This window comes from Streptomyces spinoverrucosus (assembly GCF_006539505.1).
In the GTDB taxonomy this organism is placed as follows: Bacteria; Actinomycetota; Actinomycetes; order Streptomycetales; family Streptomycetaceae; genus Streptomyces; species Streptomyces spinoverrucosus.
In genome coordinates, this window is record NZ_BJND01000007.1 from 298,091 (window position 1) to 324,587 (window position 26,497).

General features: G+C 70.4%; 27 protein-coding genes and 1 pseudogene. 10 read left to right on the plus strand and 18 right to left on the minus strand.

Annotated elements, in window-relative coordinates:
- Complete coding sequence (locus SSP24_RS05765) at positions 1 to 777, plus strand: SDR family NAD(P)-dependent oxidoreductase (RefSeq protein ID WP_141307671.1); 777 nt, start codon at positions 1 to 3, stop codon at positions 775 to 777.
- A gap of 58 nt (positions 778 to 835) precedes the next feature.
- On the opposite strand, the gene alc is transcribed toward SSP24_RS05765, so the two are convergent.
- Positions 836 to 1,951, minus strand: coding sequence for an allantoicase (gene alc / locus SSP24_RS05770; protein ID WP_141307672.1), 1,116 nt, complete (start codon positions 1,949 to 1,951; stop codon positions 836 to 838).
- A gap of 32 nt (positions 1,952 to 1,983) precedes the next feature.
- Positions 1,984 to 3,318, minus strand: coding sequence for an allantoinase AllB (gene allB / locus SSP24_RS05775; protein WP_141307673.1), 1,335 nt, complete (start codon positions 3,316 to 3,318; stop codon positions 1,984 to 1,986).
- A gap of 282 nt (positions 3,319 to 3,600) precedes the next feature.
- On the opposite strand from allB, the gene SSP24_RS05780 reads away from it, so the two are divergent.
- The 3 genes from SSP24_RS05780 to SSP24_RS05785 all read left to right on the plus strand — a co-directional run bounded on the left by SSP24_RS05780 (position 3,601) and on the right by SSP24_RS05785 (position 5,398).
- Positions 3,601 to 4,398: an IclR family transcriptional regulator gene (locus SSP24_RS05780; RefSeq protein ID WP_141307674.1), complete on the plus strand. Its 798-nt coding sequence runs from the start codon at positions 3,601 to 3,603 to the stop codon at positions 4,396 to 4,398.
- Between the two features lie 131 nt (positions 4,399 to 4,529).
- Positions 4,530 to 4,790: a hypothetical protein gene (locus SSP24_RS43880; RefSeq protein WP_229864758.1), complete on the plus strand. Its 261-nt coding sequence runs from the start codon at positions 4,530 to 4,532 to the stop codon at positions 4,788 to 4,790.
- Between the two features lie 41 nt (positions 4,791 to 4,831).
- Complete coding sequence (locus SSP24_RS05785; RefSeq protein WP_229864757.1) at positions 4,832 to 5,398, plus strand: helix-turn-helix domain-containing protein; 567 nt, start codon at positions 4,832 to 4,834, stop codon at positions 5,396 to 5,398.
- Positions 5,399 to 5,484: 86 nt separating this feature from the next.
- On the opposite strand, the gene SSP24_RS05790 is transcribed toward SSP24_RS05785, so the two are convergent.
- The 7 genes from SSP24_RS05790 to SSP24_RS05815 all read right to left on the minus strand — a co-directional run bounded on the left by SSP24_RS05790 (position 5,485) and on the right by SSP24_RS05815 (position 12,465).
- On the minus strand, positions 5,485 to 6,675 hold the full coding sequence (locus SSP24_RS05790) for a thiolase family protein (protein WP_141307675.1): 1,191 nt from the start codon (positions 6,673 to 6,675) through the stop codon (positions 5,485 to 5,487).
- Positions 6,672 to 7,313, minus strand: a complete 642-nt coding sequence (locus tag SSP24_RS05795) for a CoA transferase subunit B (protein WP_141307676.1) — start codon at positions 7,311 to 7,313, stop codon at positions 6,672 to 6,674. Before SSP24_RS05795 ends, SSP24_RS05790 begins: the two co-directional genes overlap by 4 nt.
- Positions 7,310 to 8,068, minus strand: coding sequence for a CoA transferase subunit A (locus SSP24_RS05800; RefSeq protein WP_141307677.1), 759 nt, complete (start codon positions 8,066 to 8,068; stop codon positions 7,310 to 7,312). The genes SSP24_RS05795 and SSP24_RS05800 overlap by 4 nt, the downstream gene beginning before the upstream one ends.
- 2 nt (positions 8,069 to 8,070) lie before the next feature.
- Positions 8,071 to 9,834, minus strand: a complete 1,764-nt coding sequence (locus tag SSP24_RS05805) for an FAD-dependent oxidoreductase (RefSeq protein WP_141307678.1) — start codon at positions 9,832 to 9,834, stop codon at positions 8,071 to 8,073.
- Positions 9,835 to 9,851: 17 nt separating this feature from the next.
- The gene (locus SSP24_RS43885) at positions 9,852 to 10,112 is read right to left on the minus strand and encodes a dioxygenase family protein (protein WP_373866235.1); all 261 of its coding nucleotides are present in this window, start codon (positions 10,110 to 10,112) and stop codon (positions 9,852 to 9,854) included.
- Positions 10,113 to 10,131: 19 nt separating this feature from the next.
- On the minus strand, positions 10,132 to 11,787 hold the full coding sequence (locus SSP24_RS05810) for a maleylacetate reductase and hydroxyquinol 1,2-dioxygenase domain-containing protein (protein WP_244951787.1): 1,656 nt from the start codon (positions 11,785 to 11,787) through the stop codon (positions 10,132 to 10,134).
- Positions 11,788 to 12,174: 387 nt separating this feature from the next.
- Complete coding sequence (locus SSP24_RS05815; RefSeq protein ID WP_174864598.1) at positions 12,175 to 12,465, minus strand: DUF5955 family protein; 291 nt, start codon at positions 12,463 to 12,465, stop codon at positions 12,175 to 12,177.
- A gap of 226 nt (positions 12,466 to 12,691) precedes the next feature.
- Here SSP24_RS05815 and SSP24_RS05820 point away from each other — a divergent pair, with 226 nt between their 5' ends.
- Together SSP24_RS05820 and aceB are read left to right on the plus strand one after the other, a co-directional pair.
- Positions 12,692 to 13,294: a nucleotidyltransferase family protein gene (locus SSP24_RS05820; RefSeq protein ID WP_141307680.1), complete on the plus strand. Its 603-nt coding sequence runs from the start codon at positions 12,692 to 12,694 to the stop codon at positions 13,292 to 13,294.
- Positions 13,295 to 13,478: 184 nt separating this feature from the next.
- Positions 13,479 to 15,104 (plus strand): malate synthase A, encoded by a 1,626-nt coding sequence (aceB, locus tag SSP24_RS05825; RefSeq protein ID WP_141307681.1) that lies wholly within the window; start codon positions 13,479 to 13,481, stop codon positions 15,102 to 15,104.
- A 16-nt stretch (positions 15,105 to 15,120) separates the two neighbouring features.
- Here the strand turns inward: aceB and SSP24_RS05830 are convergent, their stop codons facing one another.
- The 6 genes and pseudogenes from SSP24_RS05830 to SSP24_RS05855 form a co-directional block, all read right to left on the minus strand.
- On the minus strand, positions 15,121 to 15,417 hold the full coding sequence (locus SSP24_RS05830; RefSeq protein ID WP_141307682.1) for an Rdx family protein: 297 nt from the start codon (positions 15,415 to 15,417) through the stop codon (positions 15,121 to 15,123).
- A complete protein-coding gene (locus tag SSP24_RS05835) occupies positions 15,414 to 16,328 on the minus strand; it encodes a HipA family kinase (RefSeq protein WP_141307683.1) in 915 nt (304 codons plus the stop codon). Before SSP24_RS05835 ends, SSP24_RS05830 begins: the two co-directional genes overlap by 4 nt.
- 79 nt (positions 16,329 to 16,407) lie before the next feature.
- A complete protein-coding gene (locus SSP24_RS05840) occupies positions 16,408 to 17,436 on the minus strand; it encodes a tyrosine-type recombinase/integrase (protein ID WP_229864756.1) in 1,029 nt (342 codons plus the stop codon).
- A gap of 90 nt (positions 17,437 to 17,526) precedes the next feature.
- Positions 17,527 to 17,919 (minus strand): hypothetical protein, encoded by a 393-nt coding sequence (locus tag SSP24_RS05845; RefSeq protein ID WP_141307685.1) that lies wholly within the window; start codon positions 17,917 to 17,919, stop codon positions 17,527 to 17,529.
- A 16-nt stretch (positions 17,920 to 17,935) separates the two neighbouring features.
- Positions 17,936 to 18,691 carry a transposase family protein gene (locus SSP24_RS05850; protein WP_141307686.1) on the minus strand — a complete coding sequence of 252 codons (756 nt, stop codon included), beginning with the start codon at positions 18,689 to 18,691 and terminating at the stop codon, positions 17,936 to 17,938.
- A 96-nt stretch (positions 18,692 to 18,787) separates the two neighbouring features.
- Positions 18,788 to 20,018, minus strand: a pseudogene (locus SSP24_RS05855) (IS701 family transposase).
- A gap of 167 nt (positions 20,019 to 20,185) precedes the next feature.
- Between SSP24_RS05855 and SSP24_RS05860 the strand changes: the two are divergent.
- Both SSP24_RS05860 and SSP24_RS05865 read left to right on the plus strand, forming a co-directional pair.
- Positions 20,186 to 20,590 (plus strand): type II toxin-antitoxin system PemK/MazF family toxin, encoded by a 405-nt coding sequence (locus SSP24_RS05860; protein WP_141307687.1) that lies wholly within the window; start codon positions 20,186 to 20,188, stop codon positions 20,588 to 20,590.
- A 203-nt stretch (positions 20,591 to 20,793) separates the two neighbouring features.
- Complete coding sequence (locus tag SSP24_RS05865; protein ID WP_141307768.1) at positions 20,794 to 20,997, plus strand: cold-shock protein; 204 nt, start codon at positions 20,794 to 20,796, stop codon at positions 20,995 to 20,997.
- Positions 20,998 to 21,583: 586 nt separating this feature from the next.
- Here the strand turns inward: SSP24_RS05865 and SSP24_RS05870 are convergent.
- Positions 21,584 to 21,976: an ArsR/SmtB family transcription factor gene (locus SSP24_RS05870; RefSeq protein ID WP_141307688.1), complete on the minus strand. Its 393-nt coding sequence runs from the start codon at positions 21,974 to 21,976 to the stop codon at positions 21,584 to 21,586.
- Positions 21,977 to 22,075: 99 nt separating this feature from the next.
- On the opposite strand from SSP24_RS05870, the gene SSP24_RS05875 reads away from it, so the two are divergent.
- Both SSP24_RS05875 and SSP24_RS05880 read left to right on the plus strand, forming a co-directional pair.
- Positions 22,076 to 24,046, plus strand: a complete 1,971-nt coding sequence (locus tag SSP24_RS05875; protein ID WP_141307689.1) for a heavy metal translocating P-type ATPase — start codon at positions 22,076 to 22,078, stop codon at positions 24,044 to 24,046.
- The gene (locus SSP24_RS05880; RefSeq protein ID WP_141307690.1) at positions 24,043 to 24,462 is read left to right on the plus strand and encodes a (2Fe-2S) ferredoxin domain-containing protein; all 420 of its coding nucleotides are present in this window, start codon (positions 24,043 to 24,045) and stop codon (positions 24,460 to 24,462) included. The genes SSP24_RS05875 and SSP24_RS05880 overlap by 4 nt, the downstream gene beginning before the upstream one ends.
- A gap of 24 nt (positions 24,463 to 24,486) precedes the next feature.
- Here the strand turns inward: SSP24_RS05880 and SSP24_RS43350 are convergent, their stop codons facing one another.
- Both SSP24_RS43350 and SSP24_RS43355 read right to left on the minus strand, forming a co-directional pair.
- A complete protein-coding gene (locus tag SSP24_RS43350; protein ID WP_174864599.1) occupies positions 24,487 to 25,251 on the minus strand; it encodes a methyltransferase in 765 nt (254 codons plus the stop codon).
- Between the two features lie 224 nt (positions 25,252 to 25,475).
- Positions 25,476 to 26,483, minus strand: a complete 1,008-nt coding sequence (locus tag SSP24_RS43355) for an ABC transporter substrate-binding protein (RefSeq protein ID WP_373306631.1) — start codon at positions 26,481 to 26,483, stop codon at positions 25,476 to 25,478.
- Between the last annotated feature and the right edge of the window lie 14 nt (positions 26,484 to 26,497).

The window sequence follows — 26,497 nt, forward strand, 5'->3', positions numbered from 1 at the left end:
ATGACTTCTCAAGCGACCACGAATGTAACTTCTCAGGCTTACAGGACAAGCCTCGACGGCAAAGTGGCCCTGGTGACCGGCGGCAGCCGCGGGATCGGTGCGGCGACGGCGGTGCGGCTGGCGCGGGAGGGCGCCGACGTGGCCCTGACGTACGTGAACGGCAAGGAGGCGGCGCAGGACGTCGTACGGGCCGTCGAGGCGCTGGGGCGCCGGGCGGTGGCGCATCGGGCGGACGGTGGCGACGCGGCCGAGGCGACGGGGGCCGTGGAGCGTGCGGCGGAGGCGCTCGGTGGGCTCGACGTGCTGGTGAACAACGCGGGGGTCGGGGTGCTGGGGCCGTTGGAAAGCCTGTCGCTCGCCGACGTGGACCGGGTCCTTGCGGTGAACGTCCGGGGCGTGTTCCTGGCCTCCCAGGCGGCGGCCGCGCGGATGACGGAGGGGGGCCGGATCATCACTATCGGATCCTGTATGGCCCAGCGGGTGCCGGGGCCCGGCGGGACGCTGTACGCGACCAGCAAGGCGGCGCTGATCGGGCTGACCAAGGCGCTGGCCAGGGAGCTCGGCGGGCGCGGGATCACGGCGAACATCGTCCATCCCGGGCCGATCGACACCGACATGAACCCGGCCGACGGGCCGTACGCGGCCGGTCAGGCGGCGATGACCGCGCTGGGCCGGTTCGGGACGGCCGAGGAGGTGGCGTCCATGGTCGCCCACCTCGCGACCACCTCGTACGTCACCGGCGCCGAGTTCTCGATCGACGGCGGCCACGCGGCATGAGCGACGCGGGGCGCGCCGGTGCTGTCCGGGCCGGCGCGCCCCGCGAGCCGAACGGGCGTCAGCCGCCCAGTTCCTGGTGCCGGGCCGCCAGGTGTGTCCTGCCCTCCTCCGTCAGGGACCCGAACAGGCGTAGGCGGGAGATGCCGCCGTCCGGGAAGATGTCCACGCGCGCGTGCGTGCCGACGGCGGGGGCCGGGAGTACGAAACGGTGGTTGGTGTCGGGCTGGAGGCGGGTTCGGGGCAGGGCCTCGGTCCAGTCGCCGTCCTCGCCGTCCCGCACGGACACCGACGCCCAGCCCGCGCTGTTGCCCTTGAGGTACGCGGTGTCGATCTCGATCGCGCGGATCTGGGACTGGGACACCAGGCGGTAGCGGATCCAGTCGTGACCCTGGTCGCGGCGGCGGCGCGTCTCCCAGCCGTCGTCCATCTTGCGGGAGCGGCCCGGCTGGATGGTGTTGGTCGCCGGTGAGTAGAAGAGGTTCGAGGCGTCCTCGACCTGACCGCCGTTCTCCAGGGCGACCACGTCGAAGGTGCCCAGCACCGAAAGCCACTCGGGGTCCGGTACCACCTCGCCGTACACGCGCAGGCGCGCGATGCCGCCGTCGGGGTGCTGGTTGACCCGCAGGTGCGTGAAGCGCTGCTCGGCCGCGACGGCGAAACCGTTCGCCGCGTGGCCGCCGATCGGTGTGCGCGGGACGAGCGTCGTCCACTTAACGTCGTCGGCCAGCAGTTCCTCGGGGGACGGGGAGCCGGGGACCGACGCGCCCTCGATGGACACGGACTGCGGGTAGTTGCCGCGGAAGTGGGCGGTGTCGACCACGATCCCGCGGATCACACCGGGCGCGCCGAGGCGGATCAGCGCCCAGTCGTGGTCCTCGGCGGTCGGCCATGGGTGCTCGGCGGACGCGCCCCGGCGGCGCCGAGTCTCCCAGCCGTCCATGATCTTGCCCTTGTGCCCGAAGTGCTCGGGGTCGAACTCGGCGCGCTCGGGCACCAGCAGGTTCTCGCGCTGGGCGAAGAACTCGTCGTTGGCGGCGATGACACCCGCGCCGAGCCGGCGGTCGGCGAGGTTGGCGTACTGGGTGAAGGGGAAGTCGGCGGTGCGGTAGTCCGCGTACGGGTCGCCGCCTCCGTAGGGGCTCGCGTCGCCGGTGAAACTCGGTATCGCCGTCACGGTGATCAGTTCTGCCTTTCAGACGTCGGGATTCAGGGGGTACGGGTGAGCAGTCGCCCCTTCGGATCGGTGAACTCGCCGTCCGCCACGATGCGCTGCCCACGCAGCCAGGTGGACTTCACAACGCCGCTGAGGGTGCGCCCGGCGTACGCCGTGACGCGGTTGCGGTGCTGGAGGGCGGCCGGGTCCACGGTGAAGGTCTCGTCGGGCGCGAGGACGGCGAAGTCGGCGTCCCGGCCTGCCTCGATGGCGCCCTTCTGGCCGAGCCCCACGAGCTCGGCCGTCCGCGTGGACATCCAGCGGACGACGTCCTCCAGGGTGTGGCCGCGCTTGCGGGCCTCGGTCCAGACCGCCGGCAGGCTCAGTTGGAGGCCGGAGATGCCGCCCCAGGCGGTGGCGAAGTCGTTCGTCTTGAGGTCGGCGGTCGACGGGGAGTGGTCGGTGACCACGCAGTCGATGGTGCCGTCGGCCAGCGCCTGCCACAGCAGGTCCTGGTTGGCGGCCTCGCGAATCGGCGGGCAGCACTTGAACTCGCTGGCGCCGTCCGGGACTTCCTCGGCGGTCAGGGTGAGGTAGTGCGGGCACGTCTCGACGGTGACGCGCACGCCCTCCGCGCGGGCGGCGGCGATCAGCGGCAGCGCGTCGCTGGAGGACAGGTGCAGTACGTGCACGCGCGCGTGGAGGCGTTTCGCCTGGGCGATCAGGTGGGCGATCGCGGTGTCCTCGGCGTCGCGCGGACGGCTGGCGAGGAAATGGGCGTACTTGGGGCCGCCCTGCTGCGGGGCGGCGGACAGGTGGTGCGGGTCCTCGGCGTGCACGATCAGCAGGCCGCCGAAGGAGGAGATCTCGGCCATGGACCGGGCGAGCTGCTCCTGGTCGAGGTGCGGGAACTCGTCCACGCCGGACGGCGACAGGAACGCCTTGAAGCCGAAGACCCCGGAGTCGTGCAGCGGGCGCAGGTCCTTGACGTTGTCGGGCAGCGCGCCGCCCCAGAAGCCGACGTCGATGTGCGCCTTGTCCCGGGCCACCTGCTGCTTGGTGCGGAGGTGGTCGACCGTCGTGGTCGGCGGCAGGGAGTTGAGCGGCATGTCGACGAGGGTGGTGATGCCGCCGGCCGCCGCGGCGCGCGTGGCGGTCCAGAAGCCCTCCCACTCGGTGCGGCCGGGGTCGTTGACATGCACGTGGGTGTCGACGAGGCCGGGCAGCAGCACGTGGTCGCCGACGTCCTCCACCCGGGCGGCCTCGACCGGGGCGTCGTACGGCAGTACGGCGGCGATCTTTCCGTCGGCGACCGCGACGGACGCGGGGTGCGTCCCCTCGGGCGTGATGACGCGCGTCGAGCGCAGCACCAGTTCAGCGTCGGACACCCGGACCCCTCTCCTAGCCGCCGTCCCGGCTCCCGAGACATCCGGGAAACGGGATTTACTTCCGCGTAACGGAATTCAACGTTCTGTTGAAGGAGTCTTCACTCCCGCCCGCGCACCGTCAAGGGGCACACTTCTCCACAGTGCACCCACGGCGCCCACTCTGGACGTTTCCACAAAGCGGAATTACAATTCCAGCAAGCAGAACGTAGCTACGCACAAGCGGGGAGTCAACCGGCTGCCGGGTACGCTTCTGCCTCCTGTCAGCCTCGAAAGGAACGCGCCGTGCCGACGTCCAGCGCCAGCACCACCGATGCCGCCAAGTCCGCCAACGGCGGCGGCGTCCAGTCCCTTGAGCGCGCCTTCGACCTGCTGGAGCGGATGGCGGACGCGGGCGGTGAGGTCGGCCTGAGCGAGCTCTCGGCGAGCAGCGGGCTGCCGCTGCCGACCATCCACCGGCTGATGCGCACCCTGGTCGCGTGCGGGTACGTCCGCCAGCAGCCCAACCGGCGCTACGCGCTCGGCCCCCGTCTGATCCGGCTCGGCGAGTCCGCCTCCCGCCTGCTCGGCACCTGGGCCCGCCCCTACCTCGCCCGACTGGTCGAGGAGACGGGCGAGACAGCCAACATGGCGCTGCTCGACGGGGACGAAATCGTTTACGTCGCCCAGGTGCCGTCCAAGCACTCCATGCGCATGTTCACCGAGGTGGGCCGGCGTGTCCTGCCGCACTCCACGGGCGTGGGCAAGGCGCTGCTCGCCGGCTTCCCGGACGAGGAGGTGCGCTCGCTGCTGGCCCGCACCGGCATGCCCGCCGCGACGGAGAAGACGATCACCACGCCGGAGGGCTTCCTCGCGGCGCTCGACGACGTCCGCCGGCTCGGCTACGCCCTCGACGACAACGAGCAGGAGATCGGCGTCCGCTGCCTGGCGGTTTCGGTGCCCGACTCCCCCACCGCCGCCGCGATCTCCATCTCGGGCCCGGCGGGCCGGGTGACGGAGGCGGCGACGGACCGCATCGTGCCGGTGCTCCAGCAGGTGGCTACGGAGCTGTCCGAGGCACTGGTCAGCCAGAACCCCGCCTGACGCCGCCGAAGGGACGGCACGGCCGGTGGCCGTACTCTCAGCGCCGCGGCCGCGCGCCCGCGCCACGATCCCACCCGAGTCGCCATGATTGAGCATTCAACTAGCTTGATGGTGCCCGAGGAGGTCGCACCGTGGCAGAGCTCGGACTCAGCGACACAGTGGGGATCCTGCGCATGCCCGGCGTGCGGCCCAGGTACACGAGCGCGGGGCTCGGATGGGAGCACCTCTACCTCTCCGCTCAGAAGGAGCAGTCCTACCGGGCGACGTTCGACCCCGCATCCACCCATCTGCTCATCCTGCACCTCAGCGGACCGGTCACCGTGCGCCGGGTGAGGGCACCACGGCGCGGTCGAGGACCGTCCCGGCCGGTGGCCTGTTCCTGCAGCCGGTAGGCCGGGAACTCAGCGTCGAGCTGGGCGGCCCCCTGGACACCGTGCACGCCTACCTCACGGATCAGGCGCTGCGCGAGGCCAACGAGGGACGGCCCGTCGAGCTGTCCGAAGAACTGGGTGCCACCGATCCGCTCGCCGAACAGCTCATGATCGCGTTGGACGTCGCGGTGCGCCGCTGGGAGCCGTCGGCGCGCACGTACGTGGACCACCTGACCGGCATGCTCGCCGCGCAGCTCGCCCGGCGGCACGCGGCCCGCCCCGCCGGGCCGGCGCCTGTCCGCTCCGGGCTCTCCGCCCGGCAGCTGGCCGCCGTGCGGGAACTCATCGGGGAGCGGCTGGCCGAGCCGCTGCCGATCGCGGACCTGGCCGCTGCCGCCTCGCTCAGTGTCAGTCAGTTCACGCGCCAGTTCCGCGCGAGCACGGGCCAGTCCCCGCACCAGTACCTGCTCGGCCTGCGCCTGGAACACGCGTGCCGGCTGCTGCGCACCGGGTCCGCGCCGATCGGGCAGGTGGCCGTCGAGTGCGGGTTCTCGCATCAGGAGCACCTGACCAGGGTGATGCGCGCCCGCCTGGGCACCACCCCGGCCGTCGTGCGCCGCGACGGCTGAGAGGGCGACGTCGCCCCTCCCCGGCCGACGTTCCCGCACCACCGCCCTCCCCCGGCCGACGTTCCCGCACCACCGCCCTCCCCCGGTCAGCGTTCCAGCACCAGCGCCAGCGCCTGTCCCACTCCGATGCAGAGTGCCGCCAGGCCCGTGCCCGTGCCGGCCGCGGCCAGCTGGTGGGCGACCGCGCCCGCGACGCGCGCACCGGAGGCGCCCAGCGGATGTCCGATGGCGATGGCGCCACCGCGCGGATTGACGATGGACCGGTCGAGCTCCGGGAGCGCCGCCAGACAGGCCAGCACCTGGGCGGCGTAGGCCTCGTTGAGCTCGATTGTGCGCAGGTCGGCCGCATCGACCCCGGCCTTGGTCAGGACCTTGCGGATGGCGTCCACCGGACCCAGCCCGAAGTACTGCGGCTCGATGCTCGTGACCGCCGGCGCCCGCACCCGGGCCAGCGGTTCGCGGCCGATCGCCGCGAGCCCCTCCTCGTCGGCGAGCAGCAGCGCGGACGCTCCGTCGTTCAGCGGTGAGGCGTTGCCGGCCGTGATGGTGCCGTCGGGCAGGAACGCCGGTTTCAGCTTCGCCAGGGCCTCGAGGGAGGTGGTGTCGCGGATGTTCTCGTCGCGCGGAAGGTCCACGCCGTCGACGGCGACGACCTCGCCGTTGTAGAGGCCGTCACGCCAGGCGGCCGCGGCGTTGCGGTGGCTGGCCAGGGCGAAGGCGTCCTGCTCCGCGCGCGTCACGCCGTACTTGGCGCCCACCAGCTCCGCACTCTCACCGAGGGGGATCGTCCACTCCCCCGGCATCTTCGGATTGACCATCCGCCACCCCAGGGTGGTGGAGTGGAGCTGCTGATCCTTCGCCGGGAAGGCCCGGTCCGGTTTCGGCAGCACCCACGGGGCGCGGCTCATGGACTCCACGCCGCCGGCGATGGCGACGGAGGCGTCGCCGAGGGCGATGGCGCGGGCCGCCTGGACGACGGCCTCCATGCCGGAACCGCAGAGCCGGTTGACCGTGGCGCCGGGCACGCCCACGGGTAGCCCGGCCAGCAGGACGGCCATACGCGCCACGTTCCGGTTGTCCTCCCCGGCTCCGTTGGCGTTGCCGAGCAGCACGTCGTCGATGCGGGCCGGGTCGAGGCCGGGGCTGCGCTCCACGAGGGCGCGCAGCACGCCGGCGGCCAGGTCGTCCGGGCGTACGCCGGACAGCGCGCCGCCGTAACGGCCGAAGGGGGTGCGCACGGCGTCGACGACGTACACGTCCCGCGGTTGTTCGATCATTGGGGGCTCCTCACGATGAGAGACACGGGCGTGGCCGCGACGACCTGTTCTGCCGTCACGCCCGGCGCTGTCTCGACGAGTGCGAGTCCCCGCGGGGTGACGTCGAGCACGCACAGGTCGGTGATGACGCGATCGACGCAGGCCCGTCCGGTCAGCGGAAGCGTGCACTCCTGGACGATCTTGGAGCTGCCGTCCTTGGCGGTGTGCTCCATCAGCACGACGACCCGTCCCACGCCGTGCACGAGGTCCATGGCGCCGCCCATGCCCTTGATCATCTTTCCTGGGACGGCCCAGTTGGCCAGGTCGCCGCGTGCCGAGACCTGCAGCGCACCGAGGACGGCGGTGTCGATGTGGCCGCCGCGGATCATGCCGAAGGACAGCGCGGAGTCGAAGAACGACGCCCCCGCCCGTACCGTCACCGTCTCCTTGCCCGCGTTGATGAGGTCGGCGTCGACCTCGTCCGGTGCCGGGTACGGTCCGACACCGAGCAGGCCGTTCTCGGAGTGCAGGACGACGTCCACGCCCGCCGGCAGGAAGTCCGCCACCAGCGTGGGCAGCCCGATGCCGAGGTTGACGTAGTCACCGTCACGCAGTTCGCGTGCGGCTCGTGCCGCCATCTCCTGTCTGCTCCAGCTCATCGCTCGCGTACCGTCCTCTTCTCGATGCCCTTGTCGGCCGCCTGCTGCTGGGTCAGTGCCACGACCCGCTGGACGAACACGCCCGGCAGGTGCACCTCGTCGGGGTCGAGTTCACCCGGCTCGACCAGCTCCTCCACCTCGGCCACGGTGATGCGGCCGGCCATGGCGGCGAGTGGGTTGAAGTTGCGCGCCGCCCGGTGGAAGACGAGGTTGCCGTGCCGCTCGCCGCGGGCGGCCCGGACGAGGGCGTAGTCCGTGGTGACGGCGTGCTCCAGGACGTGCTCCACACCGTTGAACACGCGTGTCTCCTTGGGCGGCGAGGCCACGGCGACCGAGCCGTCGGCGGCGTAGCGCCGCGGCAGGCCGCCCTCCGCCACCGGGGTGCCGACACCGGCCGGTGTGAAGAACGCGGGAATGCCACTGCCGCCTGCCCGCAGCCGCTCGGCGAGCGTGCCCTGGGGAATCAGCTCGACCTCCAGCTCACCTGCGAGGTACTGGCGGGCGAACTCCTTGTTGTCACCGATGTAGGAGCCGGTGACCCGGCTGATACGGCCCGCCGCCAGCAACACGCCGAGACCGCGCCCGTCGACGCCGCAGTTGTTCGACACGACGGTGAGATCTGTCGCGCCGGACTCGTACAGCGCGCCGATGAGGACCTCCGGCACACCGCTCAGTCCGAATCCGCCGACGGCGAAGGACCGTCCGTCCGTGACGTCCGCCAGGGCCTGCGCGGCCGTGGCCACCTGCTTGTCCATGGTCACCGCCCCAGGACCCGGCGCAGGGCGCCGAGCAGCTCGTCGCGCGCTTCCGGCGCGGTTTCGGGTGCGGTGTCGCGGCGCCAGGCCACGTAGCCGTCCGGGCGCACCAGCAGCACCCCGTCCTCGGCTGCCTCGCGCACCCTGTTCCACTCGCCGTAGGCGTCACGGCAGTCGTCGTCGCCGACGCGCACCGATCGCAGGGATATGCCGAGCTCGTCGCGGCAGGAGGCCACCGCCGCGTCCCACACCCCGCCCGAGAGCCCCGTCAGCACGGTGAACTCGCCCTTGCCGACGACGTCGAGGGTGGACACCCGCTCGCCGTTGCTGTCCACGAGCCACGCGTGGGGCAGCTTGGCACCCGGCCGGGTCGTCGGACGAGCCACCAGCTCCGGGTCGTTCTCCCACTCCTCGGCGGGACAGTCGTCGGCGAGGACCGCGCCGGAGACGTAGCGCTGGTTCATCTCGACACCGTGCGCGTTGAACTCGTAGTTCTTGAGCTGGATCGCGTCCTCCAGCAGCCGGCGCCGCTTGGCGCCCTCGGCGGTACCGGCCCGCAGTGCCGCGATCCCCTCGGCGATGGCCCGCTCGTCGCTGTCGGCACCGACGCCCAGCGTCTCGAAGACCGGTCCGAACTGGTCCCGGCTGAGGTTCGCGCGTTCGACGATCTGCCGTCCCACGGGGGCGCGTTCGGCCGAGTAGCTGTCCAGCAGTACCGGTCCGGCCTCGCCGCGGATCACCATGGCGAGCTTCCAGGCCAGGTTGTACGCGTCCTGGACCGAGGTGTTGGAGCCGAGCCCGTTGGACGGCGGGTGGCGGTGCACCGCGTCGCCCATGCAGAACACCCGCCCGGACGAATAGGCCGAAGCGTAGGTGTGGTTGACGGTCCACAGGGAGGTGGACGTGATCTCCACGGGCAGGTCCGGGTCGCCGATGAGGTCGCGTACGATCCGGCGGGCCTCCTCCTCGTCGACCGAGGGCGGCGGCTGCTCGATGTCGTAACCCCACACCAGCAGCCACTCGTTCCACGGCCGGACCATGCGGACCAGGCCCATGCCGATGCCGCCGGTCGCCGCGCCCGGCCGCAGCACCCAGTACAGGACGCTGGGACGGTGGGCGCAGTACTGGGCGAGGTCGGCCTTGAAGACGATGTTCATGCTGCCGGCCTTGCCCATGCGCCCGTCCATGGGGAGGCCGATCTGCTCGGCGACGGTGCTGCGTCCGCCGTCGGCGCCGATCAGATAGCGGGCCCGTACGGTGAACTCGTCACCGCGGACCCGGTCGCGCAGCAGGGCCGTGACGCCGTCCTCGTCCTGCGTGAGGCTCAGGAACTCGGTGTCGAAGCGGATCTTGGCGCCGCGGGCCGCCGCGTTGGTGGTGAGAATCGGCTCGAGGTAGGTCTGCGGCAGGTCGATCATCTGGCACGGGCTGGCCGACGTGTACTCGGTCAGGGAGCCGGGCCCCGTGCCCCAGCTGCGGATCCGGCCGATCTCCTCGCCCTTGAGCGCGGTGCACAGCACCGTGTCCCCCATGATGTGGGACGGGCTGCCGTGCGCCAGCGCCTCGGCTTCGACGCCCAGGTCGCGCAGCACCTCCATCGTGCGCTGATTGGTGATGTGCGCTCGCGGGGTGTTGGCGAGCCAGCCGTACTTGGTGACGAGGAGGGTGCGGATGCCGTAGGTGGCCAGCAACAGGGCGGCCGAGCCACCGGCGGGGCCGCTGCCGACAACGAGGACATCGGTGTCGTAGCTGTCCGTGCGGGTCATGAAAGTCTTCTCCTCGTTCAGTCGGTCACGGGGGCGATGCGGAAGGAGTGGTCCAGACGGCGCCACTCCCCGTCGACGCTCCGGCCGTCCGGGGTGGGACCGGCCTGCGCGACGAAGTCGACGATGAGCTGGTCCTTCACGCCGAATACCGTGTCGCTGTCGAGGTACGAACCGCCGGCCACGAACAGCTGCGTGACGAGCCGGCGATGGCCGGGAGCGTCGATCATGAAGTGCAGGTGCGGCGCCCGGTAGGGATGACGGCCGACCGCGGAGAGCATCTGTCCCACGGGGCCGTCCTCAGGGATCGGGTACTCCGAGGGCAGGATCGACCAGAACGTGAGCCGCCCCCTCGGCGTCGCTGCGCAGCCGGGCCCGCAGGACGGGCCCGTCCAGCTCCGGCAGCTGAACGTCGTAGAAGCCGTCCTTGTTGGACTGCCATACGTCGACGACCGCGTCCTCGACCGGCACCCCGGCCGTGTCGGTGACGCGTACGTCGACCCACAGCGGTGTACCGGGCAGGCCGCCGGAGATGTCGCTGCCGTGCGCGGCCTCGGGCGGTCCCTCCACGTAGAAGGGGCCGAGGACGGCGGACGGGGTGGTGTCCGGGGTACGGGAGTTGGTCAGCAGATCCACGGCGCTGGAGACGCCCAGCACGTCCGAGAGCAGCACGAACTCCTGCCGGGTCGGGCCGCACAGCTGTCCCGTCCGGGTGAGGAAGTCGATCGCGTACTGCCATTCCGCCTCGGTGACGTCCTGCTCGGCCACGAAGGAGTGCAGATGCCGTACGAGACCGGTGAGCAGCGCGCGGACCCGGGCGTCGGGCGCATGCGCGAAGCTCGCCACCACCTTCTCGGTGAGCCGGGCCGGCGAGGAGTCGGTGGCGGCGGGCTCCGGGCTCCGGGGACGGCGGCCGTGCCAGGCGTCGGCCAGCAGGCCCTCGATGCCTTGGGCGGTCAGTTCCCGGGGGTTCGGGTACGGCGTCGCCACGGCCAGCTCGGCCGCGCGGCCCAGCTCCGGCTCGGGCATGCCCAGACCGCGCAGCGAGGTCGGCCCGCCAAGCGCGGCGATCAGGTCGTACACGCCGCTCGGAGCGTCGGGCACGTCCAGCGCCCGGGCGATGCGGCGCATGGCGTCGGGGGCGGCGGGCGCGTTGTAGGCCATCGCGTGCGGCAGGATCACGGTGTGCGTCTCGGCGTGGGGCAGGCCGAAGCTGCCGCCCAGGGTGTGGCAGAGCTTGTGGTGCAGGCCCATGCCCACCGTGGCCAGGCAGGCACCGGCGAGCCAGGCGGCCTGCAGCAGGTCGGCCCGCGCCTCCCGGTCGGCGGGGTCGGCGGCCAGCCGGGGCAGCGCCCGCCCGATGAGGGTGATCGCGTCGAGGGTCCGGCGGTCGGTGACCGGGTCGGCGTCTGCGGAGTACAGCGCCTCCACGGCGTGTGCCATGGCGTTCACGCCGCTGGTGATCGACATCGGCAGGGGCAGGGAGAGCGTGAAGTCGACGTCGTAGACGACTGTCTCGGGCAGGATCGCGGCCGAGGACCGGGTGACCTTGTGTCCGTCCCGCGTCTCCCCGAGCACGGGGGTCACCTCGGATCCGGCGTACGTGGTCGGTACGACCACCTGGGGCAGGTCCGTGCGCAGCGCGAGCGCCTTGGACAGGCCCGTGGTCGAGCCGCCGCCGACGGACACGAGGCAGTCGGCGCCCGCCTCCTTCAGTACGACGAGCGCCGCTTCCGTCACCCCGGTCGGCGTGTGCATGGTGGCGCCGTCGAACTCCGCCGCCACCAGGGCGCCGAGGGCGTCCCGGACCCGCGCGGACGCCTCCGCGAGCGGCGGGCTGGAGAGCAGCAGCACCCGGGAGCCGCCGAGCCGTCGCACCTCGTCGGCGAGGTCGCCGACAGTGCCGGAGCCGAAGAGCACCCGTGCCGGATGGGAAGTGTGCACGAACGTCCGCATGGTCCATCGCCTCCGTGGGTCGGCCTCATCGCCGTTGTGCCTGGCCACCGAGTGTGCGGGTTACGCGCGGGTCAACTTCTGCACGATCGGCGCGTGCCGTTGCACGAAAGACGCATGGGCGCGGGCGGCGTCGGGAGGGGACGCGGATCGGCCGGAGGCCGGCCGCCCGCTACCTCGCAGACCGCGACCAGGGCCTGTCGTTTGGATCAGGCCGGCTGAGAGAGACTGCGCCTTTCGGCTGACCCGAGCGGGGGCGATGGGGGTGTCCCCGCGCGAGCTCGTTCGAGCGTGGGGGAGTCGGCGACCGACGACAACACGGCTGGGGTACCCCCTCTGGGGGAGCGCGTGCCAGACCCCGCGACGCCGACATGATCCAAACGACAGGCCCTAGCCTCGCACCGGCGGCTCGCCGAACAGGTCCACCGCGTTCCGTACGTCCGACAGCCCCCGCGACAGGGCGCTCACCGACCCGATCGCCCCGGCGATCAGCAGCAGGGACCGGCGCAGTCGCGGGACCTCGGGCGTGCCGTCGGCGGTCATCGCGGCGAGCGCCGCGAGTTCGTCCTCGGCGACGGCACGGTCGGGGAACTCCACGGGATGCGCGGCGAGTTCACGGCGCAGCCGGGACACGGCGGTCCGCAGTTCCGCCACCCTCGGGTCCTCGTCGCTGCCGGTCACTGGCCTCTGCCCCAAGCTCCGCAACACAGCTCTCCCCCCTCCGTGCAGGCCCGGCACGCCGTTGTGCACAGTCACGCCCTGCTCCCCCATGCGCCCCCGTGATGCCGGTCGTGCGCCGGGGGACGCGGGCCAGTAAACGCCACCGGGTGCGGATCCGCCACCGCGAGGACCGAAATTCAGTCCATGGACACCGTCCGGCCCGTGCAGGGTCAGGTATGCAGGACCCATGACGGACAAGAACGAACGCCCGGTCGCCGCCCTGTTGCTCGCCGCGGGCGGCGGACGCCGGCTCGGCGGCCGACCCAAGGCGCTGCTCGAACACCGGGGCCGCCCGCTGGTCGAACACGCCGTCGCGGTGCTGCGCGCGGGCGGATGCGCCCGCGTGCACGTGGTCCTGGGGGCGCACGCCGACGCCGTACGGGAGCGGGCGGAACTGTCCGGCTGTGTGCTGGTGGAGAACCCGGAGTGGGAGCAGGGCATGGGCTCCTCGCTGCGCGCCGGGCTGGACTCACTCGCCGGCACGGGGGCCCGGGCCGCACTGGTGTCGCTCGTCGACCAGCCCGGGATCGGACCCGAGGCGGTCGCTCGCGTCCTGGCCGCCTACACGGACGAGTCCTCGCTGGTCTCGGCCGCCTACGACGGCGTACGCGGCCATCCCGTGCTCTTCGGCGCCGCGCACTGGGCGGACATCACGGCGACTGCGACCGGCGACCGAGGGGCACGCGCGTACCTGAAGGAGCACGCGTCCGGAATCCGTCTCGTGGAGTGCGGTGACGTGGCGCGGCCGTACGACATCGACACGGCGGCCGACCTGAAGCACCTTGAGTGAACGGGGTGGCACCCAGCGCCACCTTGCCTCGACTCAGAGAATCTCGACATCAACAAACCATTGAAGTTCCACGATGAGAAAACTAATATCCACTGACCAGAAGCACCCGACCGCACAGCGGGTGCGATACACCCCATTCGTGCCTCCTGGCACCCGGTGCCACCGCTGAAGGAAGTGACAGCTCATGTCCGCACCAGCGCCGTCTCCGCTGGCCATCGTCGACGCCGAGCCCCTGCCCCGGCAGGAGGAGGTCCTCACCGACGCGGCGCTCGCCTTCGTGGCCGAGCTGCACCGCCGGTTCACGCCCCGGCGTGACGAACTCCTCGCCCGCCGCGCGGAACGCCGCGCCGAGATCGCCCGCACCTCCACCCTCGACTTCCTCCCGGAGACCGCACAGATCCGCGAGGACCCCACGTGGCGCGTGGCGCCCGCCCCGGCCGCGCTGAACGACCGCCGGGTCGAGATCACCGGCCCCACCGACCGCAAGATGACCATCAACGCCCTCAACTCGGGCGCGAAGGTCTGGCTCGCGGACTTCGAGGACGCCTCCGCCCCCACGTGGGAGAACGTCGTCCTCGGCCAGCTCAACCTGATCGACGCCTACACCCGGAACATCGACTTCACGGACCCCAGGTCCGGCAAGTCGTACGCGCTCAAGGCCGACGAGGAGCTGGCGACCGTCGTCATGCGCCCGCGCGGCTGGCACCTGAACGAGCGTCACCTCGTGGGCGCGAGCGGCACCCAGGTCCCGGGCGCCCTGGTCGACTTCGGCCTGTACTTCTTCCACAACGCCCAGCGCCTGCTGGACCTCGGCAAGGGCCCGTACTTCTACCTGCCGAAGACGGAGTCGCACCTGGAGGCCCGCCTCTGGAACGAGGTGTTCGTCTTCGCGCAGGACTACGTCGGCATCCCGCAGGGCACCATCCGGGCCACCGTCCTGATCGAGACGATCACGGCGGCGTACGAGATGGAGGAGATCCTCTACGAACTCCGCGACCACGCCTCCGGGTTGAACGCGGGCCGCTGGGACTACCTCTTCTCCATCGTGAAGAACTTCCGCGACGGCGGCCCGAAGTTTGTCCTCCCGGACCGCAACGCGGTGACGATGACGGCCCCGTTCATGCGCGCGTACACGGAGTTGCTGGTCCGCACCTGCCACAAGCGCGGCGCGCACGCGATCGGCGGCATGGCGGCGTTCATCCCGTCCCGCAAGGACGCCGAGGTCAACAAGGTCGCCTTCGAGAAGGTCCGGGCCGACAAGGACCGTGAGGCGAACGACGGCTTCGACGGCTCCTGGGTCGCCCACCCCGACCTGGTCCCGATCGCCATGGAGTCCTTCGACAGGGTGCTCGGCGACAAGCCCAACCAGAAGGACCGGCTGCGCGAGGACGTCGAGGTCAAGGCGGAGGACCTGATCGCCATCGACTCCCTCGACGCCAAGCCGACCTACGCCGGCCTGGTGAACGCCGTGCAGGTCGGCATCCGCTACATCGAGGCCTGGCTGCGCGGCCTGGGCGCGGTGGCGATCTTCAACCTGATGGAGGACGCGGCCACCGCCGAGATCTCCCGCTCGCAGATCTGGCAGTGGATCAACGCGGGCGTGGTCCTCGACAACGGCGAGCAGGTCACCGCCGAGCTGGCCCGCAAGGTCGCCGCCGAGGAGCTGGCGGCCATCCACGCCGAGATCGGCGAGGAGGCCTTCGCGGCCGGAAACTGGCAGCAGGCCCACGACCTGCTGCTGAAGGTCTCCCTCGACGAGGACTACGCCGACTTCCTGACGCTCCCGGCGTACGAGCAGCTCAAGGGCTGAGGCGCTTAAGAACCGCTCACTTGTCCGAGTGGCCCAGGGACTTCCCCGGGGCCACTCGGTCGCGTACGAGCCGCTTGACCGCCGTCGGCTCCGGGAAGCCCTGTTCCCGCCGGTCCCACACCACCTCGTCGTTCACGCGCACGACGAAGACACCGCCCGTGCCGGGCTTGAGGGACAGCTCGGTCAGTTCGGCCTCGAAGGTCGTCAGCAGCTCCTGCGCCAGCCAGGCCGCCCGCGGCAGCCACCGGCACTGGGTGCAGTACTCGATCTGCACACGCTGGTTCTCCCCTACGGGCTGGCTCTCGGACGTCATCCCGGATGCACCGACCAATCCTGTTCCGCGGCCGGTTTGCCGTGCAGGTCGGGGACCTGCTTGAGCCATTTCGGCCTGCCTCGCTGTGTCCTCGCCGCGCGCAGGGCCTCCTCGGCGGCGATCTCCTCCCGGGTGGGGAAATCAGTCGGCAGCCAAACGTCGGACGCCCGCACGCGCGCGTGCAGGTAGCCGACGTATGCCTCCCGGACCTCCTGGGGCGTGGCGAAGTCCAGCTCGCCGAGCAGCCAGGCGTCCGGTACCTCCGACACGACCTCGCGCAGCAGCTCCTCGGTCACCTTGGGCGCCAGCTCGGCGTTCGCGGCCCGTACGTCGGGCGCGTAGTGGCCGAGGGCGTGATGGCGGAAGTCGTACGACTTCTCGGGCGCCGACAGGTCCCAGCGGTGGTGGAAGACCAGGGCCGCGCCGTGGTCGATCAGCCAGAGCCGGGGCGGGGCGATGCCGAGCGTCGGCCAGATCATCAGGTTCGAGCTGTGCACCGTACGGTCGACGTTCGCGGTCAGCGCGTCGAGCCAGACGATCCGTCCGGCCTCCAGCGGATCGACCCGGAAGGCGTCGGCGACCTCCGGCGTGAAGTCCCGCGCGCCCGGCAGATAGTCCATGCCCAGATTGACGCCGGCGCTGGACGCGTGCAGGTTGCGTACCTCCTGGTGCTCCTCGTGCCCGGCGATCACCGGGTCGAAGTGCACCAGGACCAGCTCCGGGAAGCGCAGCCCCAGCGCCCGCGCCAGCTCACCGACGATCACCTCGGCGACCAGCGCCTTGCGGCCCTGCGCGGAGGCGGTGAACTTCACGACGTACGTGCCCAGGTCGTCGGCCTCTACGACGCCCGGGACGGAGCCGCCGGATCGCAGGGGCTCGATGTAGCGGGTGGCAGTGACCTTTCTCAGCATCTTCAAAGGTCCCACAGCTCGATTGCCTTACATTTCACGGCCAGCTCCAACGCGGTGCAATCCGGCAAAAACTCCCCGCTCAGCCCTGGGGAGAATCTGGGGAGTTTCGGCCGGCATGCTCGTCTCCCGTTCTCCCCAGCAGTCCGTCAATGGCGGTGCGCCCCTTACTTCCGGCCTCCGGCATGAAGTGAGCATAGTAACCAAGCGTGACAGCCGGGGAGGAGTGCCCGAGCCATCGGGCCAGCGTCACCACGGACTCCCCCGCCTCCAGCATGATCGAAGCGTAGGTGTGCCGCAGCACGTGGAAGCCGTCCTTCGGCGCCGCCTCCCACCAGTCCTTCGCACCCTTGTCGCGCGGCGGAATGACGCCGGCCTTGGCCAGCGCCGGCTTCCAGGTGTAGGTATTCCACGTGTTCACCGCCACGGCGTTGCCGAATCGGGTGGTGAGCAGGAGGGAGAACTTCTTCCGCTGCTTGTCCGCCTCCGGCTTTCCCCAGGGGAGCTCCACCTCTACCGGCGGGAAGGTTTCGACGTGACGCTTCAGCTCGTCGGCCACCGAGGAGGGCATGTCGACGATGCACGTTTTCGCCCCCTTCGGCAAGGCGAAGTACAACCTCCCCTTGATCGCCTGAACTTGGCGACGAACATGGAGGACACCTCGGGCATAGTCGATGTCCTCCGGGCTCAAACCGAAGACTTCGCCCTGCCGAAGTCCGCACCCGAGTCCAAGTACGACGGATATCCGGTGCCGAGGGCTGATCTCGTCCCGGACTCGGACTGCCCTCTCCAGCGACCACGCTTCGCGTCGCTCCTTCGGCGCCTTCGGCCACCGTACGGACTTCGCGTGCATGGGGTTCCTGGCGAGCCGCTTGTCGTCGACGGCCGCCTCCAGAATGCTGGACAGCTCGGACAGGATGCCGCCCCGGTAGTCGACCGAGGAGACTGTTGTCTCCAACTTGGATATGTACGCGCGGAGTTCGGCCGCCGTGATGTTTCTGAGCGGGAGCTCGCCCAGATGCGGAACGATATGAAGGCGCGCTCTCCGCTCCTGGTTCTCCCGTGTCTTCGGAACACCCCCTCTGCCCGGCGCCCAGTGAGCCTTTTCCAACCTCAGGTTGAGGCGTGATGAAGGACGAGAACGGTCTTCACGGGGCTGCTTCCGGTGACGCGCACCGGGGCCGGCCCCTCGCTCATTCGGTCAGGAAGCCCGGATCGCCCGGTCGATCTCCGCGCCGGTACGGGCCACGACGACGGGCCACTCGTCCCTGAGGGCAGCGGGCAGAAGCTCCTGGTCCTCGTCCCGCTGGATCACGGTCGGCCCGCCCGGGACGACGAGCACGGCATCCAGCCGTCGCAGCAGGACGGCCAGGAGGTCCATGATCCCGTCCCCGCCGAAGCGGTTGAAGGTGATGCCGGTCGGGTTGTTGAAGTACACACCTGCCTCCTCCCTCTCCGCCGTACGCACCAGCAGGAAGTTCGTCTCAGGGTCCCGCGCCACCACATGGGGGCCGAGGACCTCGTGCGCGGCACTCATGTCCAGCGCCGCCGGCTCACCGTTCTCGAACCGGCACACGAAGATGTCAAAACTCACGGAACCCTTTCTAACCTCAGGTTGAGGCATGGTGAAGGACGACGACAGCCTTCACGATGTCGGTGATCCGGGTCGTGCTGCAGCGAAGCTTCCGCAGGAGGCGCCAGCTCTTGAGGGTGGCCATGGCCTGTTCGCCGAGGCAGCGGATCTTGGCGTGGGTGCTGTTGTGTCGCCGTTTCCAGCGTTTGAGCCGACGAGCCCTGAACGGCACCCGGACGGGGCGCCCGGCGCCCTGGTAAGCCTTGTCCGCCCAGCACTTCACGTCGGCCTCGGCGAGTGCGTCGATGATGCCGTGGCGCCGCGCGGCGGTCAGGTTATGGGTCGATCCGGGCAATGCCGGTGAGGCCCACAGCAGTCGGCCGAACGGGTCGGTGAGGACCTGGACGTTCATGCCGTGGCGTTTGTGTTTTCCGGAGTAGTACGGGGTGTCGGCGGCGATCCGGTCGATCGGCAGCAGGGTGCCATCCAGGATCACGAAGGCTTTCACCTGCATGGTCTTCATCGCCTCGCTCAGAGTCGGCGCGGCGGCGGCCAGGACGTCGATTACCTCACGTATGTAGCGGTATACGGTCGCGACGCCGATGCCGAACCCGGCGGCGAGCCGCGCGTAGGTGTCCCCGCACCGCAGATGAGCGAGGGCGAGCAGGGCCTGACGGCCGGCAGACAGCCGTCGCCACCGGGTCCCGATCTCGCGCTGCTGGGCACGGAGCCGCGTGGTCAGGAAGCGCAGGGTGCGGTGGGACAGATCGATCGACGACGGGTACGCAAGCACGCAAAGCCCCTGGCAAGCACGGGTCATCTTGGTCGAAAACCCGTCTACCAGGAGCTTCGCCGTTCTGCATAGTACTCCAGCCGTAGATCGTGATCTTCATGCCTGAGTGGCTTGTCGACGGTAGTGGCTGGTCTGGGATCGGGCCTGGTGGCGGCGCCGCCAGTCGGACCAACCGAGCCGGTGGGCGGCATCGTGGACGGGTCGGACAACGAGTGTGATGAACAGGCGCTGGATCTCGTTGCAGGTGAGTGGAATGAGGGCATCGGGTGCGGGGCGGGTGTGCTCGTCTGCGCGTACGACGGCGAGGAAGGCGGCGCGAGCATGGCGAGGGTGCCCCAGCGGGACCAGGAGGCATAGCGGCGGACCTGGTGCTCGTCGAGTGCGGCCAGGCCCTTGCCCGACTGGAAGAACTCCTCCACCCGCCATCTTGATCCAGCGACTCTGACCAGCACGGTCAGCGGCACGGGTGCGGGCGAGTAGCAGCGGCAGTAGGCGAGTTCGCCGGTGCTGCGGTTACGGCGGATCAGCAGCTGACGACTCCCGGGTCGGGGGTCGGCGAGGTCGATGACTGCCCAGTCGTAGAAACGGTGGCCCTTGGCCCCGGCCCCTGCGGAGAGCTTCTGGCAGGCCCGCTTGGGCACCTTCTTGGCCAGGGTGTCCGCACGGAACTTCCCCGCCCCGGTGGTGACTTCGTGCGAGCAGGCCACCGCGAGGACGTAGCCGGTGCCGCGTTCCTCCAGTGCGGTTCGCAGCCTGGGGTTGCCGCCGTAGACCTCGTCGCCGGCGACCCATGCGGCCTGGTGGTCGGCGTCCAGGAACCGGGCAACCATACGAGTGGCCAGTTCCGGCTTGGTGGCGAAGGCGGTGTCCTGGTCGAGTCCGGCATCCCGGCAGCGGTCAGGGTCGGAGGTCCATGAACGCGGGACGTACAGTTCCCGGTCCACTGCCGCGTGCCCGCGCCGGCCGGCGTAGACCAGGTAGACGGCGACCTGGGCATTTCGATCCTGCCCGCGGTGCCGGTGTACTGGCGCTGGACGCCGACCGTGCCGGTGCCCTTCTTCACGTCCCCGGTCTCGTCGACCACCAGTACCGCCTGGTCGTCGTGCAGGTGGTCCACCACGTAGTCACACACATCGTCGCGGACCCGGTCGGCGTCCCACTTGGCCCGCCCCAGCAGGTGCTGCACGCCGTCCGGGGTCCTCTCCCCGGCCCATTCGGCGATGGTCCAGCAGTTCTTGCGCGGCAGGTCCGACAGCAGTCCGAGCACCAACTTCCGGACCCGGAACCGGGGTTCGACCCGTGTGAACCGTCCCGCTATCCGGCTCATCAGGCCCTCGAACGCCTCCTGCCAGCGGGCAGGGTCTACGCTGTGACCTGCGGCCACCGCGTGATCGTTTGTCTTCACACACCGATGATCAACGGGTGGCCGCACCCGTCTCCACAGCGCGTCGGGGTCGCGCAGCGTCCGCCCGCCGTCCTGTGTCAGGAGGACATGTGCAACGTGGCGAAGTCTGGTGGGTGGAGTTCGACGAGCGGCGGCCGGTCGTGCTGCTGTCGGGAGACGACGCGTCCGGGATCCGGGTGATGCAGGTCGTCGCTCGGGCGGGTGTCGACATCACCGGTCTGGGCGTCGAAGTGGCAGTAGGCGCCGTGGAAGGACTGCCCTTTGAAGGCGTGCTTCGGTTCGCGTTCCCGCGTCCGGGTTTTACCCCTTGCACGTGGCTGACCACCGTGTCCCGGGACGACCTGATCGAGCGGGCGGGCGCCCTGTCCTCCGCGAAACTCAGCGAGATCGAGAACGCCCTCCGTCTCGGTGAGCGGGCGAAGGAGTGGACCCCGGCGACGACCGCGAAGCTCAGCGAGATAAGGAACGCCCTCCGTCTCGGTGGACTCGGGTAGGCGGAGAAGGAAACGAACGCCCGCGACAGCGTGGTCGGTCTCGTCCAGATGATCGACGCTGCCAGCTGCCTCCTCGGCGCCCCTCACGATCGAGATCACGAACTACGGCTGGAGTATTAACCTCCGCAGCCCTGGGAAGTCGGACGGCAAAAAGACAACGGCGCAGCAGGCGAACTCACGCTGTGCCCATGAAGGAGATCAAAATGGCTACGGGCATTGTGAAATGGTTCAACGCGGAGAAGGGTTTCGGCTTCATTGCCCAGGACGGCGGCGGCCCCGACGTGTTTGTCCACTACTCGGCCATCGCCAGTACCGGCTACCGCGAACTCAACGAGGGCCAGAGGGTCCAGTTCGACGTGACGCAGGGCCCCAAGGGACCCCAAGCCGAGAACGTCACCCCCGCCTGACCGAGACCCGGCACTTGTAGCACTTGTCCCCAGGTCGGCGAAACCGGGAAACCACCGCATCATTCGCCCCTGACAACCGTACTCACTGCGACCGTCAGGCTCCGAAAGCCCTGAAGCCGGTCCCTGTCGCCCTACCCATATTGAAGGCCCGGGCGACCTGCCACGATCGCCCGCCGCGCCTACAGGTCTGCGCAGGAGCAGGCCAGCACGGGGGAACCACCCTGCCCCTGCACGTCAGAGCCCGCTACCCCCTCCACAGAGGGTGGGCTCTTCGACCCTCATGATCGGGTCACCTTCTCCAGCACATTTGGCGCCGATGTGTCACCTGGGTCCTGGACGGTGGCGTCGAACGCCGCCCGGGCCGCCCAGCCGGCGGGAGGCTCCAGTGATCAGTGCGGTAGGGGTAAGACTCCTCAGCTGCAAGGTGTGATCGACGTGAGCGTCTGACCCGGGTGGACCGGCAGCGATCGACGGCTCTCTTCCCTGACGGCCGCACCCGCCTTCAGCCGGGCCGGCCAGCTGTGATCAGTGGTCCTCGTCCTTCTCGCCCCGGTGCTCCCGCTTGCCCCCCTTCCCGGGCGCCTTTTCATGGGATCGCGACCGACATGGGCTCTTTCTCGGGCTGGTCGGTGAGGCCCAGGTGCAGGTGCTCGATGTGATACAGGGCCTGGTCGAGCAGTCCGGCGACGTGGTTGTCGTGCAGGGCGTAGACGACGGAGCGGCCCCGGCGGGTGCCGGTGACCAGGCCGAGGTTGCGCAGCACGCGCAGTTGATGGGAGCAGGCGGACTGTTCCATGCCGACGGCGTCGGCGAGTTCGGTGGCCGCGCAGGGGCCTTCGCGCAGCCGGGCCAGGATCAGCAGCCGGGAGGGGGTGGCAAGGGCCTGGAGGGTCTCGGCGACCTTTGGCGCGTTCTCCGGCGTCAGCCGGGTGCGCGGGGCGGCGTAGTCGCTCGCGGGGGGTTTCTGTCCGTGACCCATGGGGCCATAATACGAGAATGAACGCATGAATAGCTGTTCAGATGTTCCTGTAGCGTGGAGGGGTCGGAAACCCCCGTCCCCATCGAAGGCACCCGTCTGATGACTTCCACGCTGACCGCCCCCGCGCCGCCCGGGCACCGCGTCGCCGGTTCCCCACCGCGCCGGCGCACCCGGATCCTGGCGCTGCCCGAGGCCCGCTGGGCGCTCGCGGCGCTGGTCCTGTTCCTGATCGCGCTGCCGCTGCATCTGCTCGGCGCCCCGGTGTGGCTGTGGGGGCCGCTGTATGCCGCCGTCTACGTCACCGGCGGGTGGGAGCCGGGCTGGGAGGGCCTGAAGGCCCTGAAGGACAAGACCCTGGACGTGGATCTGCTGATGGTGGTCGCCGCGCTCGGTGCCGCCGTCATCGGCCAGGTCCTGGACGGCGCGCTGCTGATCGTCATCTTCGCCACCTCTGGCGCCCTGGAGGCGGTGGCGACCGCCCGGACCGCGGACTCGGTGCGCGGCCTGCTCGACCTGGCCCCCTCCACCGCGACCCGGCTGCTGCCCGACGGCGGCGAGGAGAGTGTGCCGGCCGAACAGTTGGCGGTCGGGGACGTGATCCTGGTGCGGCCCGGTGAGCGGGTCGGCGCGGACGGCCGGGTCGTGGCCGGCGCGAGCGAGGTGGACCAGGCCACCATCACCGGCGAGCCGCTGCCGGTGGCCAAGGAGGCGGGCGACGAGGTGTTCGCCGGCACGGTCAACGGCACCGGCGCCCTGCGGGTGCGGGTGGAGCGGGATCCGTCGGACTCGGTGATCGCCCGGATCGTGAAGATGGTCGAGGAAGCCTCCGAGACCAAGGCGCCGACCCAGCTGTTCATCGAGAAGATCGAGCAGCGCTACTCGGTCGGGATGGTCGCCGCCACCGTGGCGGTCTTCGCCGTGCCGCTGCTCTTCGGCGATGACCTGCAGTCGGCGCTGCTGCGCGCGATGACCTTCATGATCGTGGCGTCACCGTGCGCGGTGGTGCTGTCCACGATGCCGCCGCTGCTGTCGGCCATCGCCAACGCCGGACGCCACGGGGTGCTCGCCAAGTCCGCTGTCGCAATGGAACGCCTCGGCCAGATCGACACCGTCGCCCTGGACAAGACCGGCACCCTCACCGAAGGCACGCCCCGCGTCACCGACATCCGCCCGTTGACCGGCAGCGGCCTGAGTGAGGACGAGTTGCTGGCCCTGGCGGCCGCCGCCGAGCACCCCAGCGAGCACCCGCTGGCCCGAGCCGTCGTCGACGCGGCCCGCGAACGCCATCTGACCCTGGCCGACGCGGACGGCTTCACCTCCGTGCCGGGCCACGGCGTCACGGCCACTGTCGAGGGCCGCACCGTCCAGGTCGGCTCCCCGGACCGGCTCCCGCGCGCCGACGCGAGCCAGGCCCATGCCGTCGTGCAGGGGTTGGAGGACGCCGGGCGTACCGCCGTGGTGGTCCTGATCGACGGGGATCCGGCCGGGGTGCTGGGTATCTCCGACCGGCTGCGGCCCGATGCCGCCGCGACCGTCGCCGCGCTCACCGCCCTGACCGGCCGCGCCCCGACCCTGCTGACCGGCGACAACGAACGCGCCGCACGGCATCTGGCCGCCGAGGTCGGCATCACCGATGTCCGCGCCGGGCTGCTGCCGGAGGAGAAGGTGGCCGCTGTCCGTGCGTGGGAGGAGGAAGGCCGGAAGGTTCTGGTCGTCGGCGATGGTGTGAACGACGCGCCGGCCCTGGCCGCCGCGCACACCGGCATCGCCATGGGCAAGGCCGGCTCCGACCTCGCCCTGGAGACCGCCGACGCCGTCGTGGTCCGCGACGAACTCGCCACCATCCCCACCGTCGTGCGGCTGTCCCGCACCGCCCGCCGCCTGGTGATCCAGAACCTCGCCATCGCCGGGGCGTTCATCGCCGTACTGGTCGCCTGGGACCTGATCGGTACGCTGCCGCTGCCGCTCGGCGTCGCCGGACACGAGGGCTCCACCGTCATCGTCGGCCTCAACGGCCTGCGCCTGCTGCGCGAGGCCGCCTGGACAAGCCCCGGGAAGGACACCGCGTGAGCAAGCGCTCCCGCCGTACTGCCGCTGCCGCCTCCGCCCCGTCGGCGGGGGCGGCGCGGTGCACGGTCACCGTGTGCCGGGGGTGCTGCTGCGGCACGCCGAAGATCCCCGGCCTCGACCACGCGGCTCAGCTGCGCGGCCTGCGCCAAGCCCTCGACGGAACCGCGACCGTCCGCGTCACCGACTGCCTGGACGCCTGCGAGCACGCCAACGTCGTCGTCGTGCAGCCCTCGACCGCCGGCCGCGCGGCGGGCGGCCGGCCCGTGTGGCTCGGCCTGGTCAACGACACCGACGCCACCGCCGACATCACCGCCTGGATCGAGCGGGGCGGGCCCGGGCTCGCCGACCCGCCCGGCGTCCTCGACCTGTACGGCTTCATTCCCTCCCGCCGCGTGCGGGGGCAGGTGGGGGGCTGACGCACGAGACCCCGGGGAAGTGGCTCACAGGGCCTGGGGACGCCGCCATGCCTGGATGCCTTCGGGCGCGGCCGGGTGTCGTTCGAGGCCCACCGCCGACAACTCGGCGGCCAGCGTCTCGTCGGAGATGACATGGCAGTCGAACCCCGCGGTCTCTTCCCGGATCAGTTCGTCGCCGCGCCAGGTCCGGTAGGTCATCCCCCAGCGGATCAGATCCTCGTCCACGACGTCTGCCCGCGCGAGGGTGTCGTAGCGGTACCGTCCCAGCGTGCCGCCAGAGACCACCGAGGGCGGGATAGCGGCCGCCGTCTGGGGGTATTGCGACTCCATGATCAGCGCTCCGCCGGGCCGGAGCGCGCCGGCCCACTTGTGCCAGAGCCGAGCCCGCTGCTCCGGCGAGAAGTGCATGATCATGTTGAACATCACCACGGCGTCCAGCGGTATGTCCACCTCGGCTTCCAGCGCGCCCTCGGGCAGCACTGTCACTCTGTCCGCGGCTGCCGGTATGCGGGACAGCCGCGTCACCAGGGCGGCGCGCATGATGCGCGTCGGCTCGATCGCGAAGATCTCGCCCTCCGGCTCCAGCAGCTCCAGCAGCGCCTCGGTGAACACCCCTGTGCCAGGACCGATCTCGGCAACCGTGCGGGACCCGGACACCAGCCGCCGCAGGGCATCCGTCAGTGAGACCCGTACCGGCTCGGGGAAAATCACGTCGTAGTACGGGCCGTTGACGGCATAGCCGAGCCCTTGATCGGCGCGGTCGGCCTCACTCGCGGCGGTCCCGGTCATCTGTGGCCTTTCTCGATGGTGAGCGAACCGATTCCCCATGCGGCACCCGGCCCTCCGCTGCCCACCCAGCAGCCGATCCGGGCCACTGACGGTGGCGGCGGCCGCCACGCGAGGTCTGTGGGCGGCGCTTTCCACGGCGTAGCAGCCGCCCAGGCTCAGCGCCTGCGAATCAGAGCGCCAGGCCCGTGCGGATCGGACACGGCCCTGGCGCGGGTGCGACCCGGTCAGCTCTGGAGTTCGCGCAGATACTTCGCGAACTTCTCCAGGCCGTCGATGTTGCGCGGCCCGCTGATGCCCTCGTTGTAGTTGAGGATGAAGAAGTTGTTCTTCTTGACGGCGGGCAACTCCTTCGTGTGCGGGGACTTCTTCAGGAAGTCGATCTTCTCCTTGGCGGGCAGGTCGCCGTAGTCGAGGATGATGATGACTTCCGGCTCGGCCTTGGCTACGGCCTCCCAGTTCACCTGGGTCCACCGCTCGTCGAGGCCGTCGAAGATGTTCTTGCCGCCGGCGGTCTTGATGATGTCGTTGGGCGGGACCTGGTTGCCCGCGGTGAAGGGCTGGTCGGTGCCCGAGTCGTAGAGGAAGACCGGGACCGGGTCGCCCTTGGGCGCCTGCGCCTTGACTGCCTCCACGCGCTTCTTCAGCCCACCGACGACCTCATCCGCCTTGTCCTGGACCTGGAAAATCTTGCCCAGTCGGTCCAGGTCGGTGTAAAGGGCCTCGAAGGGGGTGAGCTTCTCTGGGTACTTGGGGTAGTTGAAACAGCTCTCGCTGTGCATGAAGCTCTGGATCCCGAGCTTGTCCAGAATCTCCGGGGTGATACCCCGCTCGTCCTTGAAGCCGGAATTCCAGCCGGCCACGACGAAATCGGACTTGGCCTCGACGACGATCTCCTTGTTGAGGAGATCGTCGCTGAGCATCTTCACCTTGGCGTAGTCGCTCGCCCACGGTGACTCTTCCACCGGCGGGTTCGCCGGGGGCATCACGTAGCCGTACACGTGGTCGGCCAGGCCGAGGCTGAACAGCTTGTCTGCGCTTCCGCCTTCGTACGCCACGGCGCGCTTCGGGATCGTGTATTCGACCGGCTCACCGCACCTGTTGACGGTGACCTTCTCGGACGCGGCCTTGGCGTCCGATTCCACCTCGGCGCCGCAGCCGCTGAGCAGGAGTGTGGCCGCGAGCGCGGAGCCGAGGATGGTGTGCTGCCGCACCGAGCGGGAAGATCGAGTCATGGTCATGACCTGGT

What these genes read in the sequence shown, in the direction of transcription:
- SSP24_RS05865 (WP_141307768.1), top strand. Translation starts at nt 20,794, where the DNA reads ATGGCTACGGGCATTGTGAAATGGTTCAACGCGGAGAAGGGTTTCGGC.
- SSP24_RS43885 (WP_373866235.1), bottom strand. Translation starts at nt 10,112, where the DNA reads ATGCTCTCCGCGGTCGGCCGTCATCCCTACCGGGCGCCGCACCTGCAC.
- SSP24_RS43355 (WP_373306631.1), bottom strand. Translation starts at nt 26,483, where the DNA reads ATGACTCGATCTTCCCGCTCGGTGCGGCAGCACACCATCCTCGGCTCC.
- SSP24_RS05875 (WP_141307689.1), top strand. Translation starts at nt 22,076, where the DNA reads ATGACTTCCACGCTGACCGCCCCCGCGCCGCCCGGGCACCGCGTCGCC.
- SSP24_RS05795 (WP_141307676.1), bottom strand. Translation starts at nt 7,313, where the DNA reads ATGAGCTGGAGCAGACAGGAGATGGCGGCACGAGCCGCACGCGAACTG.
- SSP24_RS05800 (WP_141307677.1), bottom strand. Translation starts at nt 8,068, where the DNA reads ATGGACAAGCAGGTGGCCACGGCCGCGCAGGCCCTGGCGGACGTCACG.
- SSP24_RS05810 (WP_244951787.1), bottom strand. Translation starts at nt 11,787, where the DNA reads ATGCGGACGTTCGTGCACACTTCCCATCCGGCACGGGTGCTCTTCGGC.
- SSP24_RS43350 (WP_174864599.1), bottom strand. Translation starts at nt 25,251, where the DNA reads ATGACCGGGACCGCCGCGAGTGAGGCCGACCGCGCCGATCAAGGGCTC.
- SSP24_RS05790 (WP_141307675.1), bottom strand. Translation starts at nt 6,675, where the DNA reads ATGATCGAACAACCGCGGGACGTGTACGTCGTCGACGCCGTGCGCACC.
- SSP24_RS05830 (WP_141307682.1), bottom strand. Translation starts at nt 15,417, where the DNA reads ATGACGTCCGAGAGCCAGCCCGTAGGGGAGAACCAGCGTGTGCAGATC.
- SSP24_RS05870 (WP_141307688.1), bottom strand. Translation starts at nt 21,976, where the DNA reads ATGGGTCACGGACAGAAACCCCCCGCGAGCGACTACGCCGCCCCGCGC.
- aceB (WP_141307681.1), top strand. Translation starts at nt 13,479, where the DNA reads ATGTCCGCACCAGCGCCGTCTCCGCTGGCCATCGTCGACGCCGAGCCC.
- SSP24_RS05805 (WP_141307678.1), bottom strand. Translation starts at nt 9,834, where the DNA reads ATGACCCGCACGGACAGCTACGACACCGATGTCCTCGTTGTCGGCAGC.
- SSP24_RS05835 (WP_141307683.1), bottom strand. Translation starts at nt 16,328, where the DNA reads ATGCTGAGAAAGGTCACTGCCACCCGCTACATCGAGCCCCTGCGATCC.
- SSP24_RS05765 (WP_141307671.1), top strand. Translation starts at nt 1, where the DNA reads ATGACTTCTCAAGCGACCACGAATGTAACTTCTCAGGCTTACAGGACA.
- SSP24_RS05820 (WP_141307680.1), top strand. Translation starts at nt 12,692, where the DNA reads ATGACGGACAAGAACGAACGCCCGGTCGCCGCCCTGTTGCTCGCCGCG.